This is a genomic window from Enterobacter sp. PL_is379, assembly GCF_055817355.1.
Genome location: NZ_JBVPGT010000023.1, coordinates 86,595 through 100,005, shown reverse-complemented (window position 1 = coordinate 100,005; position 13,411 = coordinate 86,595). Strand labels below are relative to the sequence as shown.

13 protein-coding genes and 1 riboswitch are annotated in these 13,411 nt (G+C 54.6%); of the genes, 4 read left to right on the top strand and 9 right to left on the bottom strand.

All coding sequences use genetic code 11. The features are described from left to right. Window positions 1-145: 145 nt before the first annotated feature. Window positions 146-736 (bottom strand): hypothetical protein, encoded by a 591-nt coding sequence (locus AC0TOY_RS05240; RefSeq protein WP_473721575.1) that lies wholly within the window; start codon window positions 734-736, stop codon window positions 146-148. A 613-nt stretch (window positions 737-1,349) separates the two neighbouring features. Then, a riboswitch (TPP riboswitch) is annotated at window positions 1,350-1,446 on the top strand. A 35-nt stretch (window positions 1,447-1,481) separates the two neighbouring features. On the opposite strand from AC0TOY_RS05240, the gene thiM reads away from it, so the two are divergent. Genes thiM through AC0TOY_RS05225 form a run of 3 tightly spaced genes read left to right on the top strand, consistent with a single transcriptional unit; the run spans window position 1,482 to window position 3,838 of the window. After that, window positions 1,482-2,252 carry a hydroxyethylthiazole kinase gene (thiM, locus tag AC0TOY_RS05235; protein WP_157189453.1) on the top strand — a complete coding sequence of 257 codons (771 nt, stop codon included), beginning with the start codon at window positions 1,482-1,484 and terminating at the stop codon, window positions 2,250-2,252. Next, window positions 2,249-3,049 (top strand): bifunctional hydroxymethylpyrimidine kinase/phosphomethylpyrimidine kinase, encoded by an 801-nt coding sequence (thiD, locus tag AC0TOY_RS05230; RefSeq protein ID WP_473721574.1) that lies wholly within the window; start codon window positions 2,249-2,251, stop codon window positions 3,047-3,049. The genes thiM and thiD overlap by 4 nt, the downstream gene beginning before the upstream one ends. A 42-nt stretch (window positions 3,050-3,091) precedes the next feature. After that, the gene (locus AC0TOY_RS05225; RefSeq protein WP_048992474.1) at window positions 3,092-3,838 is read left to right on the top strand and encodes a GntR family transcriptional regulator; all 747 of its coding nucleotides are present in this window, start codon (window positions 3,092-3,094) and stop codon (window positions 3,836-3,838) included. On the opposite strand, the gene AC0TOY_RS05220 is transcribed toward AC0TOY_RS05225, so the two are convergent. From AC0TOY_RS05220 to AC0TOY_RS05210, 3 genes are read right to left on the bottom strand one after another with little or no spacing between them, the layout of a single operon-like run. Further along, window positions 3,812-4,765, bottom strand: coding sequence for a PfkB family carbohydrate kinase (locus tag AC0TOY_RS05220; protein ID WP_473721573.1), 954 nt, complete (start codon window positions 4,763-4,765; stop codon window positions 3,812-3,814). The two genes, AC0TOY_RS05225 and AC0TOY_RS05220, sit on opposite strands and share 27 nt — an antisense overlap. After that, window positions 4,762-5,766: an ADP-ribosylglycohydrolase family protein gene (locus AC0TOY_RS05215; protein ID WP_090419583.1), complete on the bottom strand. Its 1,005-nt coding sequence runs from the start codon at window positions 5,764-5,766 to the stop codon at window positions 4,762-4,764. Before AC0TOY_RS05215 ends, AC0TOY_RS05220 begins: the two co-directional genes overlap by 4 nt. Beyond that, a complete protein-coding gene (locus AC0TOY_RS05210) occupies window positions 5,763-7,040 on the bottom strand; it encodes a nucleoside permease (RefSeq protein WP_473721572.1) in 1,278 nt (425 codons plus the stop codon). The genes AC0TOY_RS05215 and AC0TOY_RS05210 overlap by 4 nt, the downstream gene beginning before the upstream one ends. 250 nt (window positions 7,041-7,290) lie before the next feature. Here AC0TOY_RS05210 and fbaB point away from each other — a divergent pair, with 250 nt between their 5' ends. After that, entirely contained in the window at window positions 7,291-8,343 is a 1,053-nt protein-coding gene (fbaB, locus tag AC0TOY_RS05205; protein WP_023312424.1) for a class I fructose-bisphosphate aldolase, read from the top strand. A gap of 68 nt (window positions 8,344-8,411) precedes the next feature. Here the strand turns inward: fbaB and yegS are convergent, their stop codons facing one another. The 5 genes from yegS to AC0TOY_RS05180 all read right to left on the bottom strand — a co-directional run bounded on the left by yegS (window position 8,412) and on the right by AC0TOY_RS05180 (window position 13,316). Continuing rightward, a complete protein-coding gene (gene yegS / locus AC0TOY_RS05200) occupies window positions 8,412-9,311 on the bottom strand; it encodes a lipid kinase YegS (protein ID WP_032646512.1) in 900 nt (299 codons plus the stop codon). 162 nt (window positions 9,312-9,473) lie between these two features. After that, window positions 9,474-10,079, bottom strand: a complete 606-nt coding sequence (locus AC0TOY_RS05195) for a hypothetical protein (protein ID WP_148769703.1) — start codon at window positions 10,077-10,079, stop codon at window positions 9,474-9,476. 7 nt (window positions 10,080-10,086) lie between these two features. After that, complete coding sequence (locus AC0TOY_RS05190; protein WP_024908122.1) at window positions 10,087-11,052, bottom strand: hypothetical protein; 966 nt, start codon at window positions 11,050-11,052, stop codon at window positions 10,087-10,089. Between the two features lie 416 nt (window positions 11,053-11,468). Then, window positions 11,469-12,830, bottom strand: a complete 1,362-nt coding sequence (trhP, locus tag AC0TOY_RS05185) for a prephenate-dependent tRNA uridine(34) hydroxylase TrhP (RefSeq protein ID WP_473721571.1) — start codon at window positions 12,828-12,830, stop codon at window positions 11,469-11,471. Window positions 12,831-12,983: 153 nt separating this feature from the next. Then, a complete protein-coding gene (locus AC0TOY_RS05180; RefSeq protein ID WP_090419592.1) occupies window positions 12,984-13,316 on the bottom strand; it encodes a YegP family protein in 333 nt (110 codons plus the stop codon). Between the last annotated feature and the right edge of the window lie 95 nt (window positions 13,317-13,411).

The following is a 13,411-nucleotide window of genomic DNA, read 5'->3' as shown; positions in this document are numbered from 1 at the left end:
ATTCCTTGCGATCCTCATTCTGCTGATTCTCCAGAGAAGAGAACTTAGCGTTATTTTGATTCTCTAACGACGTAATACGTGATTCATGATTCGCTAATTGTGCGCTGTGATTCTGAATCGTCGCTTCTTGTGTTTGCTGGCGTGACTAGACGTTAGCAACAGCAGCTTTATTCGCTGCGGCTACCGTTTGTGCATCTACAGCTAAAGATTGCGCATAAGCGCCCGTATTAAATGCCTGAGTCGCTTTGTCAGAGGCGTCCTGGAGGGCGTGATCTTGTCTATCCTGATCGGCTTTGAAAATGCTTTTATCGACCTTACTTGCAAGCGCTTGTGTATTAGCATCTGCTTTGTTGTTCGCATTGGTGGCGGTGATTTCAGCATGATCAGCAGCGGCTTTAGCCGATGTCGCTATAGTATTAGCAGTAGTAGCTTTTGCATCAGCAGCAAGAGCATTAGTGTTAGCAGTTTGAGCATCAGTTTTAGCACTACCAGCAAGGTTATCAGCGGCGCTAATTGCATTCCATTGATCAGTATTTTCAGTTTTTAAACCTGTGATATCGTTTTGATTCGTAATAACCTTGTTGGCCATTAAATCCAGATCATAACCGGCACCTTGTGTACCAATAATCGTAATGTTGTCTTGATCAGAAGTAACATTAAATGCAGCAGCATTATCTGTATTAGCAAACACAACACCAAATACAACAGCGATAGTTGATTTATTTAAAAATCTCATTTGAAAGCTCTCATCATCAATGCAAAAAATAAAGTTAGGGCGCTATCCTGGCGGGAAGATACAACGTCTTGTTATATCTGAATTAATTCACGATTTACGTTGAAAATTTTGGTTTGATAACTTATTTCGTAACGTGTAGTAACTATCTATGAATGTGTAATTTTGATTATTGATCTGGATCATAAACAGCAGGAATAGCTAAACGAGTCGATTAAGAAGGGTTGGGATAGATAATTATATATTACAACGAGTTAGATATTTGTAATGAATGGAGGAGAAATGAGAAATAAAATATCTATACATTAAATATGTTTAAGTGTTTGGGTGAGAAATCATTAAAAATACAGATAACAGTTTATGTAAATTTATATATTATTGCCGATTATTTATTATCGAATATCCATTCTGCTTCGAATGAAAATGAAATGAGGTCATTTTTGTTCCGGGATATACCAGGAAAAAATATTTATGTTGAAGAGACTAGCGAAAAAGTGTTTAGGGAGATTCATCACGCGATCGCTGCCTTGATAAATCGAAACCTCTTGCGCCTGGCCTGTGGCCCCGGTTACACTAAATTACGACATAGATTTTCAATAAATCATTGTTTTAAAAGTACTTTGACTCGGGGTGCCCTTCTTTGTGAAGGCTGAGAAATACCCGTATTACCTGATCTGGATAATGCCAGCGTAGGGAAGTCAGATGCCTTCCCGGTCATCGCTTCTTCACGCAAGGCAGGAGCGAACCCATGCAGCCTGACCTGCTCGATTTACACGTTTTACACCACTTCCGAACCCGTTCTCCACTGACCCATTGTATGACCAACGATGTTGTACAGACCTTTACGGCCAACGTTTTGCTGGCGCTTGGCGCATCACCGGCGATGGTGATCGAGGCCGAAGAGGCCGAGCAGTTTGCCGCGATAGCCGATGCGCTGCTGGTTAACGTTGGCACGCTGACCGCGCCGCGCGCCCAGTCGATGCGTCGGGCAATAGAAAGCGCGGTGGCGGCAGGCAAACCCTGGACGCTGGACCCGGTTGCCGTTGGCGCGCTCGCGTTCCGTACCCGTTTTTGCCATCAAATTCTTGCCCTGAAACCGGCGGCCATTCGCGGCAATGCCTCAGAAATCCTTGCTCTTGCCGGAATGAGCGCAGGCGGGCGCGGCGTCGATACGACCGATACCGCCGCCAGCGCGGTGCCCGCTGCTCAGGCGCTGGCCCGCCAGACCAATGCCGTTGTGGTCGTCACCGGTGAGGTGGATTACATCACTGACGGACAACGCACCCGAACGGTAACCGGTGGTGACCCGCTTATGACGCGCGTGGTGGGCACCGGGTGCGCTCTCTCCGCCGTCGTCGCGGCGAGCTGCTCGCTGCCGGGCGACCGTCTGGATAATATCGCTGCTGCCTGCGGATGGATGAAGCGGGCTGGAACGGTGGCCGTTGCGCAGTCGCGTGGCCCGGGCAGTTTTGCCAGCGCGTTCCTCGACGCGCTCTACACGCTGGAGGAGCAAGCATGAAGCGGATTAATGCCCTGACCATTGCCGGCACCGATCCCAGCGGCGGCGCGGGCATCCAGGCTGACCTGAAAACCTTCTCGGCCCTTGGCGCGTACGGCTGCTCGGTCATTACCGCGCTGGTGGCGCAAAACACGCGCGGTGTACAGTCGGTCTACCGTATTGAGCCGGATTTTGTTGCCGCACAGTTGGATTCGGTATTCAGCGACGTGCGCATTGATACCACTAAAATCGGCATGCTGGCCGAGACGGACATTGTTGAAGCGGTGGCCGAGCGGCTTAAGCGTTATGCGGTGCAAAACGTGGTGCTGGATACCGTCATGCTGGCAAAAAGCGGCGACCCGCTGCTCTCTGCCTCTGCCGTGGAAACCCTGCGTAAAAAGCTGCTGCCGCAGGTGGCGCTTATCACCCCCAATCTGCCGGAAGCCGCCGCGCTGTTAGGCACATCGCACGCGCAAACGGAACGTGAGATGAAAGCGCAGGGGAACGCGCTGCTGGCAATGGGCTGCGGTGCGGTGCTGATGAAGGGCGGGCATCTGGATGACGCGGAAAGCCCGGACTGGCTTTTCACCCGCGACGGCGAAGTGCGCTTTACCGCGCCGCGCGTGCAGACCAAAAATACCCACGGCACGGGCTGTACGCTTTCGGCCGCGCTGGCGGCGCTGCGTCCACGGCATGACGGCTGGGCCGATACGGTGCGCGAAGCGAAAACCTGGCTCTCGGCGGCGCTGGCGAAAGCCGATACTCTGGAAGTGGGTCACGGTATTGGGCCGGTTCATCATTTTCATGCATGGTGGTAACCCAGTATACTTGCAGGAAACACCACGCCTGAGAAAACAGAGATGGAACAAGCGCATACCCGGTTAATCGCTCAACTGAATGAACGGATCGCCGCGCCCGATAACACGCCGCTGTACCTGAAATTTGCCGAAACGGTAAAAAACGCGGTGCGCAGCGGCATGCTGGAGCACGGGAATATTTTGCCCGGCGAGCGCGATCTGAGCCAGTTAACCGGGGTGTCGCGCATTACCGTGCGAAAAGCGATGCAGGCGCTGGAGGAAGAGGGCGTGGTGACGCGTTCCCGTGGCTATGGCACGCAAATCAACAACATCTTTGAATATTCGCTTAAAGAGGCGCGCGGCTTTTCCCAGCAGGTGGTGCTTCGCGGTCAAAAGCCCAATACGTTATGGGTCAATAAGCGGGTGGTGAAGTGCCCTGAAGAGGTGGCGGACCACCTGTCGATCTCCCCGGACAGCGAGGTCTTTTTGCTCAAGCGCATTCGCTATGTGGATGACGATGCGGTGTCCATTGAAGAGTCCTGGGTCCCGGTCGGGTTAATTCCCGACCCGGATGCGATTGGCATTTCGCTCTACGACTACTTCCGCAGCCAGAATATCTTCCCGCAGCGCACCCGCTCAAGGGTGAGCGCCCGCATGCCGGACAGCGAGTTTCAGGCGCACATTAAGATGGACGAAAAAATACCGGTGCTGGTGATCAAGCAGGTCGCGCTTGACCAGCAGCACCGGCCGATTGAGTACAGCATCAGCTACTGTCGCAGCGATCTATACGTCTTTGTGTGCGAGGAGTAATTCGTCGCGAGTCGGGGCGCAATCTCCGCCTCGGTGGCTGACTACCCAGGACGCCACGGCATTCCCCAGCAGAACGGCGTCTGCCAGTGACCATCCCGCCGCCAGCCCGGCAAGCGTGCCGCCCGCGTGGCTGTCGCCAGCGCCAATGGTGTCCACAACCGTCGCCGGGAACGCCGGAACAACGCCCGAGGTCTTACCGTCATACCACGCGGCGCCGTCTTTATCATGCCGCACAATCAGCGCGGCACCGAAACGCAGCGGCCACTCCGCACCCAGATCTTCAGCCGTGACACCCAGTCGCTCGGCTGCGATCTCCGCTTCCTGACGATTAAGCGACACAATCGGCCTGCAGGCCATAATTCGCGTCATCAGCGCGTCAGGAATATCCGCGATGCGGGGACCGAAATCGATAAAGGCCGTCACGTCCGGCAACCTCTCCAGCCAGCCTGTCAGCAGCTCGCCGCTGGGCGATGCCAACTGATAGCCGGACAAATAGACCAGGCTGTTCGACGGGATATTAAGCACATCAAGCCAGCGCTGCTGCCACTGGTTCTCCACGCCGCTAAAGGACATAAAGGTGCGCTCGCCGTCTGGCTCCACCAGCGCGAGGCACCAGCCGTTATCGCCGTTTTCGGCCTCAATGGCGCTGTGCAGATCCTGCTTCGCCATGGCGTTGCGAATGATGTCCGCCCACACGCCGTGGCCGACGGGCAGGGCGTTTTGCGCCGTAATGCCGAGCCGTTTCAGGGCGATGGCAATGTTCAGCGCGCAGCCGCCGATATTCACCCCCTGCTGTTTGAGCTCGATATCGCACCCGCGCCAGGGCAGGGCGTAGGCGTCGGCGATGACGTCAATCACCGCTGCGCCCAGCACCGTCACCGGGCGCGTGGCGTGCAGATTGTCGAGACGTTGGGCAAATGCATTCATACGCCCTCCCTTTGCTCCCTGAAGTGCAGCAGTTTCTCGCAATAGTGGCCGAAATCGAGCCGGTTGACGGCGTCGAGTTCGGCTTTGAGCGCCGGGTCAATCGCCTGCACGCCGTGGAGCGCGCCGCAGATGGCTGTCGCCATTGCGCCAATGGTGTCGGTATCGCCGCCCAGATTGGCGCATAAAATGGCGCAGCGGTTCGGGTCGGTTCCCGCCAGTTCGACCATCGCAATGGCTGCCGGAACGGACTCAATGGTGCTGGTTCCGGCCCCCACGAGCTGGTACACCTGCTCGCTGGCAGACTCAATCCCGTTGGCTTCCCGCACGGTCTTAAGGGCCAGCTCAATACGCGCCGCCAGCGACGCGCTGAAGGTGGTGGTTTTCGCCTCCTGCGCATAGCGGGCAATACCCGGCAGGGCATCGACGATGTTCTGCCAGCTTTCGCCGTCGACGGCGCGCGAAATAGCCCAGGCAATCACCACCGCGCCGGCAATGGCGAGATCGGATTTATGGGTCGGGCTGGAGGCCTGCGCCACCTGCTCAACAAAGTGTTCCAGACGCGTGGCCGGAAGCAGGCAGCCCAGCGGGGAGGCGCGCATCGCCGCCCCGTTGGTCACGCCGTTGTTTTCCAGTTCGCTGACCGGCTTCCCGTCGCGAATCGCGTTAAGCGCAATTTTGGAGGTCGGGCCGAGCACGTTCTTATTGAACGCGTCGAAGTCGAGCGCCCATTTCAGGATATGCTTGCCGATAACGTCCGGGTTAATCTCCCCGTCGCACTCGACGATCGCGTCCGCCAGGCACAGCGCCATTGAGGTATCGTCGGTGAACTCTGCCTGTTTGAAATAGCAGGCCGCATTATTCTCTGCCGGGCCGGGTAAAAAGCGGTCGATCCAGCCAAAGTGGGCCTTGACGCGCTTTCTCGGCCACAGCTCCGACGGCATGCCCATCGCATCCCCTAACGCCTGCCCGTAAAGGGCCCCGAGAACACGTTCTTGTTTCATTTAACTTCCCCTTGTGTCAGCGCGGCATCGCCATCAACCACCTCAATTGCGGTGATCTCTTTATCCGATTCGCGGAAAAACAGCATAAACAGCACGGCAATCACGGCAATCATGATTGCACCAAACGCCCACATTCCGGCCCAGTTGAAGGTCGGCCCATTCACCGGCTCTTTGTATGCGAACATTTTTTCCATCATCACGCCGCCCAGGCGATAACCCAGCAGGCTACCAAAGCCCTGGCAGCACAGCGTAATCAGGCCCTGCGCGGCGGTGCGCATGTGCACCGGCGCTTTTTTATCCACGTAGATATACGCGGTAACGTAGTAGAAGTCGTAGCTCACGCCGTGCAGCAGAATGCCGAGGAACAGCAGGGCGTAGGTAAAGTACTGTTCTGCACCGCCGTAAACGAAGAATCCGTAGCGGATAGCGGCCGTGATCAGACCCAGCAGTAAGACCTTCTTAATACCAAAGCGTTTGGTAAAGAACGGCAGCGCCAGCATAAAGAAGATTTCGGAGAACTGGCCGAGCGTCATCCAGCCGGTGGCGTTTTTCATCCCCACTTCGGTGAGATAGCCGTTAGCGAAGATGTAGTAGAAGGCCAGCGGCATGGCGAACAGGAACGAGCAGAAGAAGAACACCAGGAAGTTTTTGTCGCGCAGCAGGATCAGCGCGTCCAGCCCCAGCATCACCTTGAAGTCCAGCTTGCCGGTGCTCTTCGGCGGGGTGTTCGGCAGGAACAGGGCAAACACGCCGAGCAGGGCTGAGCTGGCTGCGGTCATCAGCAGCGGAATATTGGTATCGGAAATATCGCTATAGCCCAGCATCTGCGGCAGGAATCCGCACGCCAGCCCGGAGGCGATCCAGCCGATGGTGCCCATCACGCGGATACGCGGGAAATCGGCCTCGACGTCATCCACGTTGGCGAAGGCAATGCTGTTGGTCAGCGCGATGGTCGGCATATAGGTCAGGGAGTAAACCAGCAGCAGCGGGAAGAAGGTGCTGAACTGGGTTTGCTGTGCGGCGAAGTACATCAGAATGGCGCCGGCGAACATCAGTACCGCCAGCACTTTCTGTGCGGCGAAGAAGCGGTCCGTCAGCGAGCCGACCAGAATCGGTGAGAGGATAGCGGCAATAGCGGTACAGGCGTAAGACCAGCCAATTTCCCCGGCGGTAAAACCGCTTTTGCTCAGCCACAGCCACAGCGGCACAAACCACGCGCCCCAGATAAACCATTCAACAAACATCATGAATGACAGTTGGACTTTCGTTTTCATTTTTTAATCCTGCATGTCAGAGAGGGTACGCCTTTAACATACCATTTAATAATACCTTTTAAATACCTTTGCGGCGATTGTTTGATCAATGTAACAGTTTTGTTGTACACGAATCGAGCCAGCAGATTGTGCTGAAAAAAAATGCAAAGGGTGGAAAATCTGTTAAGTCGGTACCAGGCTTAGTCTGCCCATAAAAGATGGGACTGGATAAACACACACCGACACGACGTCGGACTTACGGGAGTATCACATGACTGATATTGCGCAGTTGCTTGGCAAAGACGCCGACAGCCTTTTACAGCATCGTTGTATGACCATTCCAGCCGACCAGCTGTATCTGCCTGGTCATGACTACGTTGATCGCGTGATGATCGATAACAACCGTCCGCCTGCGGTCCTGCGAAATATGCAGACGCTCTACAACACCGGACGGCTCGGCGGCACCGGGTATCTCTCCATTCTGCCGGTAGACCAGGGCGTTGAGCACTCGGCGGGCGCCTCTTTCGCGGCGAATCCGCTCTACTTCGATCCGAAGAACATTGTTGAGCTGGCGATTGAAGCGGGCTGTAACTGTGTAGCCTCCACCTACGGCGTGCTGGCTTCGGTTTCGCGTCGCTATGCCCACCGCATTCCGTTCCTTGTGAAGCTCAACCACAACGAAACTCTGAGCTACCCTACCGAATATGACCAGACCCTCTACGCCAGCGTCGAGCAGGCGTTCAATATGGGGGCGGTGGCGGTAGGGGCGACCATCTATTTCGGTTCTGAGCAGTCTCGTCGTCAGATTGAAGAGATCTCCGCGGCGTTTGAACGCGCGCACGAGCTGGGCATGGTCACCGTACTGTGGGCGTATCTGCGCAACAATGCGTTCAAGAAAGACGGCGTGGATTACCACGTGTCGGCCGACCTGACCGGGCAGGCGAACCACCTGGCGGCGACCATCGGCGCGGATATTGTGAAGCAGAAAATGGCCGAGAATAACGGCGGCTATAAAGCGGTGAACTTTGGCTATACCGATGACCGCGTTTACAGCAAGCTGACCAGCGATAACCCGATCGACCTGGTGCGCTACCAGCTGGCGAACTGCTACATGGGCCGTGCGGGGCTGATTAACTCCGGCGGGGCGGCGGGCGGTGATACCGACCTGTCAGATGCGGTGCGTACGGCGGTTATCAACAAACGCGCGGGCGGCATGGGGCTGATCCTTGGCCGTAAGGCGTTTAAGAAATCGATGGCCGACGGCGTGAAGCTGATCAATGCGGTTCAGGACGTCTATCTGGACAGTAAAGTTACGATTGCCTGACGCCTCCATCTCCCTCTCCCTGTGGGAGAGGGTTGGGGTGAGGGCATCACCGCGCATCGTGTGAAACATCAGCGCAAAAGCACACAGTCCGGCGGCAGCCGACACTGCAGCGCGCCGGGCAACACCTCAATGCGGAACTGTGTTCCGCTCAGCGGCTCTCCATCGAGGTTAAACGTCATCCCGTGCGGTGCATTGACCTCAAACCATGCGGATTTCCCGTCAATGATATTTGGACTCTCTTCCGGCTGCGTCAGCGTGGTAAACAGCGCGGGCAGCAGGCCATCACCCGTGAAAATCCGCAGCTGTAGCTGACCGTCATTGATCAGCGCCTCCGGGCAGAGTTGCTGCCCGCCGCCTGCCTGGCGGCCATTGCCAATGCCAATCACCAGCGCGTCACCCTGCCACTGAAAATCCTCACCCCGAATTTCGCAGCGGTCAGGCTTGAGGGTGTCCATGCGCATCAGGCCGTGGATGAGATACGACACGCCGCCCAGCGCCGCCTTCAGCTTTTCCGGCGTTTCGCTGGTGATGCGTGTGCCAAACCCGCCGGTCGCCATATTGATAAAGCAGGTTTTATCATTCACCTGCGCAATATCCACAGCGGTGGCCTTGCCGAGGATCGCCAGCTGGAGCGCCTTCTCTAACTCCTCGGGGATCCCAGCGCTGGTGGCAAAATCATTGGCGGTGCCGAGCGGTAAAATACCCATCACCGGGCGGTTTGCCGGGGGCAGGTCGATCAGCGCTGACGCGATCTCATTGATGGTGCCATCGCCGCCGCCGGAAATGATGGTGTTGACGCCAAGCCCGAGGGCTTCATTGATATAGCGTGCCGCGTCGCCTTTTTCCCATGTTACCCTTACGTGGATGCGCGCGCCGTCGTCACGCAAACCCTGAATTGCCTGACGCAGCAGATCGTTGCCCGCACTTTTGCCATTGAGAATCAATAAACTGTCTTGATAGGTTGCCATCCGCGCTGCTCCCTTTTTTAGCGTTAGTAAGAGTGTATAGCAGAGAGGAAAAAAGCGGGTAAGAACAGGATGAAAGGAAAAAAATAAGGCTGCGGAAAGGGGATTTATCCCCCTTCGTGGCGTTTACCTTTTATACGCTGGTCCCTCAATTGACGCTTGCTGTCAACGTTTGAGCCCTGCCATTTGCCTGTTCTCAATTTTCAACTGTTTACGCCACACCCGATTATGTAGCGTTAGCGCAATTGAACGGTAAAAGACTGACGTATTCATCCACACGATATTCAGGCCGAAAAATCCCAGTCCTAATAGTGAGGTTATTTGCGGTGTGTAATTCTCTACAGAGCCGAATAAAAGTGAAATCCATGTCCAGATAAAATACACGATGCTCATCAAGCCGGTCAGTGTAATGACAGAAATATGCAGTTTATATCCCGTTAAGGAACCTCTGGCCGTTAAAAACATCGTGCTCATTACAATCATGCAATACACCACTGCTGCAAGGAATACTCCCATCATTACCTTAAATTCAGGTAAGCCGAGCAGGCGAAAGAGCAACATCCAGACAGAAACTTGTAGCATAGCGTAGCAAAAAATAGTGAGTAAGGTACTTATCGCTAAGGGAATACCTGTCATATGTACACCCACAGGAACACCGAACTGACCTTTTAAGCGATTTTTCAATGATTCAAGCCGTTGGCAATCGTCAGTCGCCATTTCACCTGTTATCACAGCACTTAATGCAAGGCTCTTTTTGATGTAATTTATCATGTCCGGGTCAATAACTTCCTGTAAACGAAAAAGACTGAATCAAACCAAAAACGTATTTACCAGATTGTGTAATATTCTGAGGATTACGGATTGTACCCGAGACAGCACTGCCAACAAATGCTGAGGAGTTTGAAATAGCATTCAACAGCTCTCGCTGTAAGAGCAGCTGCAGCGCTTCCGAGGGGTAACGTTTAGGGTAAACGCCAGCTTTCATCGCTGCTTTAACCCCTGAATTAGAGATCCCGGGATTTCGGATACGAATGATTTCCTCAGTTAACCGCGTGCGGTCTGCCCGGCTCATTTTTTGTAATAACGAGAGTAAACTTTCAGACGTTGAGCGATTAAGTAGGCGGTAGGTTAATACAGCGCTTTTTAGACCCGCAGCAGCCCCGGCAAGTGAAATCGCATCAAGAGCAGTATTGGTTGCGGTATACCACTCCTGGGAATCCATCCACGCAACATAGTCATTATGATTCATGGCAATAAGTGACAAGCGGCCAAGCCCGTTTGCACACTGAATTCCTGTTGCTACACCACCAGCAACAATCACAGCGGCAACAGCGCCGGAAGAACCTGCGGTGAGAGGAATGGCCATACCTGCACCTGCAGCAAGTACGACAGTGAGAATGGCAGCTCCGCAAGAAATCGCCGTAGAACCTATTTCAGTCGCTAATGAAGGTGACTGAATCGTCGTCGTCGTTGCCTGGAGAGGATTACTTGATGAGGCGTTTACTTTAGTGATGACGACATGACTCACCGAGCTTTCGTTTGGCGTCGCAATCCGTCTTGAGGGTCTCACTAACCACTGACGCGCACCGTCTGAGTAGATGATCCCAACCTGGCTAAAGTTACGGCTACAGTCCAGCTGATTGGCAAGGGCGGTGAAATCAATATCGCCCCCGGAGGCTAGACCCAGACTGCGGGCGAGTTCGTAATCCGGAATATCCTTTGAAATCTGACCAGGAAACGTCATGTTGTCTCTCCGTCCATGTGAAATCGTATAACGCTGAGAAATAAAGAGTAAAGGGCATGTAATGGAGGGGAGTTAGGAATGATCCGAATAACACGCCATCCTGCCAGAACCAATGAAAATTGTGATGGATATCTTATACCCGCCCGATTTTCGTAAAAGATATTCCAGCAGACGCTGCTGCGAATCAACACCCTTCATTTGGTGGGGCGGGGCAATTTCATTCTGACTAAGTGGACTGAATTGTACAAAAAATAAGCCCGCGTAAGGGAGATTACGCAGGCTAAGGAGGTGGTTCCTGGTACAGCTAGCATTTATGGGTTATGTTTTTCAGCGGAGGGATAATACCCGTATTGAACGAAGCGGTATGTGATCCGATTCTAAGAATTATCCCAGCGCGAAAAAATTTCCCTGATTGACTATTTGCCGTGTGGGTTTCGGGTGCTTTCACCGTTGAAGTTACGCATCAGCAGGGCGAACTTCAGCTCCACCTCTTCCGGAACCGGCAGCCAGACGGTATGGCCGTCACCCGGTGCCACCTCAATTATTTCACCTTTACCGTTTTCCAGATGTTCCAGCGTGAAGTTCATGTTGCCCTGCGGGGTCATCAGCTCCAGGCTGTCGCCTTTGGTAAACTTGTTTTTTACCGCGACGGCCGCCAGCGCGCCTTTGCGCTCGCCGGTGAAGTCACCGACAAACTGCTGGCGCTCGGAAACGGAGTAGCCGTGCTCGTAGTTCTGGTAGTCGTCGTGGGTATGACGGCGCAGGAAGCCTTCGGTATAGCCGCGGTGCGCCAGGCCTTCCAGAGTTTCCAGCAGGCTGGTATCGAACGGTTTACCGGCGGCCGCATCGTCGATGGCTTTGCGGTACACCTGCGCGGTACGCGCGCAGTAGTAATAGGATTTGGTGCGGCCTTCAATCTTCAGGGAGTGCACGCCCATCTGTGTCAGGCGCTCGACGTGGGCGATGGCGCGCAGATCTTTCGAGTTCATGATGTAGGTGCCGTGCTCGTCTTCAAAGGCGGTCATGTACTCGCCCGGACGTTTGGCTTCTTCAATCATAAACACGCTGTCGGTTGGCGCGCCGATGCCCAGCGTTGGCTCGACGTTAGTCACCGGGATCGGCTCGTGCTTGTGAACGATGTTGCCGATGTCATCTTCTTTGCCTTCCTGGACGTTGTATTCCCAGCGGCAGGCGTTGGTGCAGGTGCCCTGGTTCGGGTCGCGCTTGTTGATATACCCGGAGAGCAGGCAGCGGCCAGAGTAGGCCATGCACAGCGCGCCGTGAACGAAGATTTCGATTTCCATATCCGGCACCTGGGTGCGGATCTCTTCGATCTCTTCAAGGGACAATTCGCGAGACAGAATGACGCGGGTCAGCCCCATCTGCTTCCAGAACTTGACCGTCGCCCAGTTGACGGCGTTAGCCTGTACGGAGAGGTGAATATCCATCTCCGGGAAGTTCTCCCGAACCAGCATGATTAAACCCGGGTCCGACATGATCAGCGCGTCCGGCCCCATATCCACCACCGGCTTCAGGTCACGGATGAACGTTTTCAGCTTGGCGTTGTGCGGCGCGATGTTGACCACCACGTAGAATTTCTTGCCCAGGGCATGCGCTTCGTTGATGCCAAGCTGCAGGTTCTCGTGGTTGAATTCGTTGTTACGCACGCGCAGCGAGTAGCGCGGCTGGCCCGCGTAAACGGCGTCGGCACCATAGGCGAAAGCGTAACGCATATTTTGCAGCGTTCCCGCCGGGGAAAGGAGTTCCGGTTTAAACATGTTTGTTCTCGTTCTGATGACAGGTCAGATCCGCGGCACCTGGTGCAGCGGTAAGGGGAGATCCCCCACTTTAAGGGCGGGCATTGTAGCGCTGCGGGGCAGGGAGGTAAAGCGCCGGGTCGCGTCACCGCTATCCCGGCGCGCGTCGTGCCGTCAGGTGTTGTCTTTTACCGTCTGAGTAGACCCGTTGGTTTTGACCGAGGCGATGCCCTTATCACGCGACTGTTCCGTTGCATAAAGCTGGCTGCTGCCAATGACCTGATGATTGCCCGCCTTGAGATTGAAATGGAACTTACCGTTAGAGGCCGTTTTCTTCTCATAGCGCTCGTCCAGGGGGCTGTTCGTGCGTACGGAGGCAATGCCGTTTTCGGCGGCACTTTTGCTGGTGTAAAGCTCGCTGGTCAGAACGATCTCTCCGTTTCCAGCCTTCAGCACAAACCTGAACTGACCATCACTGCTTTTACTTAATTCGAACCAACCAGACATAGGAACTCCTTGATCGAAAGTAAAATGAGAGGCACCAGTTATCAGTAAGCGAACCGGTAAAAAGAGTATGGTTGATTCCTGAATTGATTCCAGAA

Coding starts and splice junctions, on each gene's coding strand:
- AC0TOY_RS05240 (WP_473721575.1), bottom strand. CDS start 736: ATGAGATTTTTAAATAAATCAACTATCGCTGTTGTATTTGGTGTTGTG.
- thiM (WP_157189453.1), top strand. CDS start 1,482: ATGCAGCCTGACCTGCTCGATTTACACGTTTTACACCACTTCCGAACC.
- thiD (WP_473721574.1), top strand. CDS start 2,249: ATGAAGCGGATTAATGCCCTGACCATTGCCGGCACCGATCCCAGCGGC.
- AC0TOY_RS05225 (WP_048992474.1), top strand. CDS start 3,092: ATGGAACAAGCGCATACCCGGTTAATCGCTCAACTGAATGAACGGATC.
- AC0TOY_RS05220 (WP_473721573.1), bottom strand. CDS start 4,765: ATGAATGCATTTGCCCAACGTCTCGACAATCTGCACGCCACGCGCCCG.
- AC0TOY_RS05215 (WP_090419583.1), bottom strand. CDS start 5,766: ATGAAACAAGAACGTGTTCTCGGGGCCCTTTACGGGCAGGCGTTAGGG.
- AC0TOY_RS05210 (WP_473721572.1), bottom strand. CDS start 7,040: ATGAAAACGAAAGTCCAACTGTCATTCATGATGTTTGTTGAATGGTTT.
- fbaB (WP_023312424.1), top strand. CDS start 7,291: ATGACTGATATTGCGCAGTTGCTTGGCAAAGACGCCGACAGCCTTTTA.
- yegS (WP_032646512.1), bottom strand. CDS start 9,311: ATGGCAACCTATCAAGACAGTTTATTGATTCTCAATGGCAAAAGTGCG.
- AC0TOY_RS05195 (WP_148769703.1), bottom strand. CDS start 10,079: ATGATAAATTACATCAAAAAGAGCCTTGCATTAAGTGCTGTGATAACA.
- AC0TOY_RS05190 (WP_024908122.1), bottom strand. CDS start 11,052: ATGACGTTTCCTGGTCAGATTTCAAAGGATATTCCGGATTACGAACTC.
- trhP (WP_473721571.1), bottom strand. CDS start 12,830: ATGTTTAAACCGGAACTCCTTTCCCCGGCGGGAACGCTGCAAAATATG.
- AC0TOY_RS05180 (WP_090419592.1), bottom strand. CDS start 13,316: ATGTCTGGTTGGTTCGAATTAAGTAAAAGCAGTGATGGTCAGTTCAGG.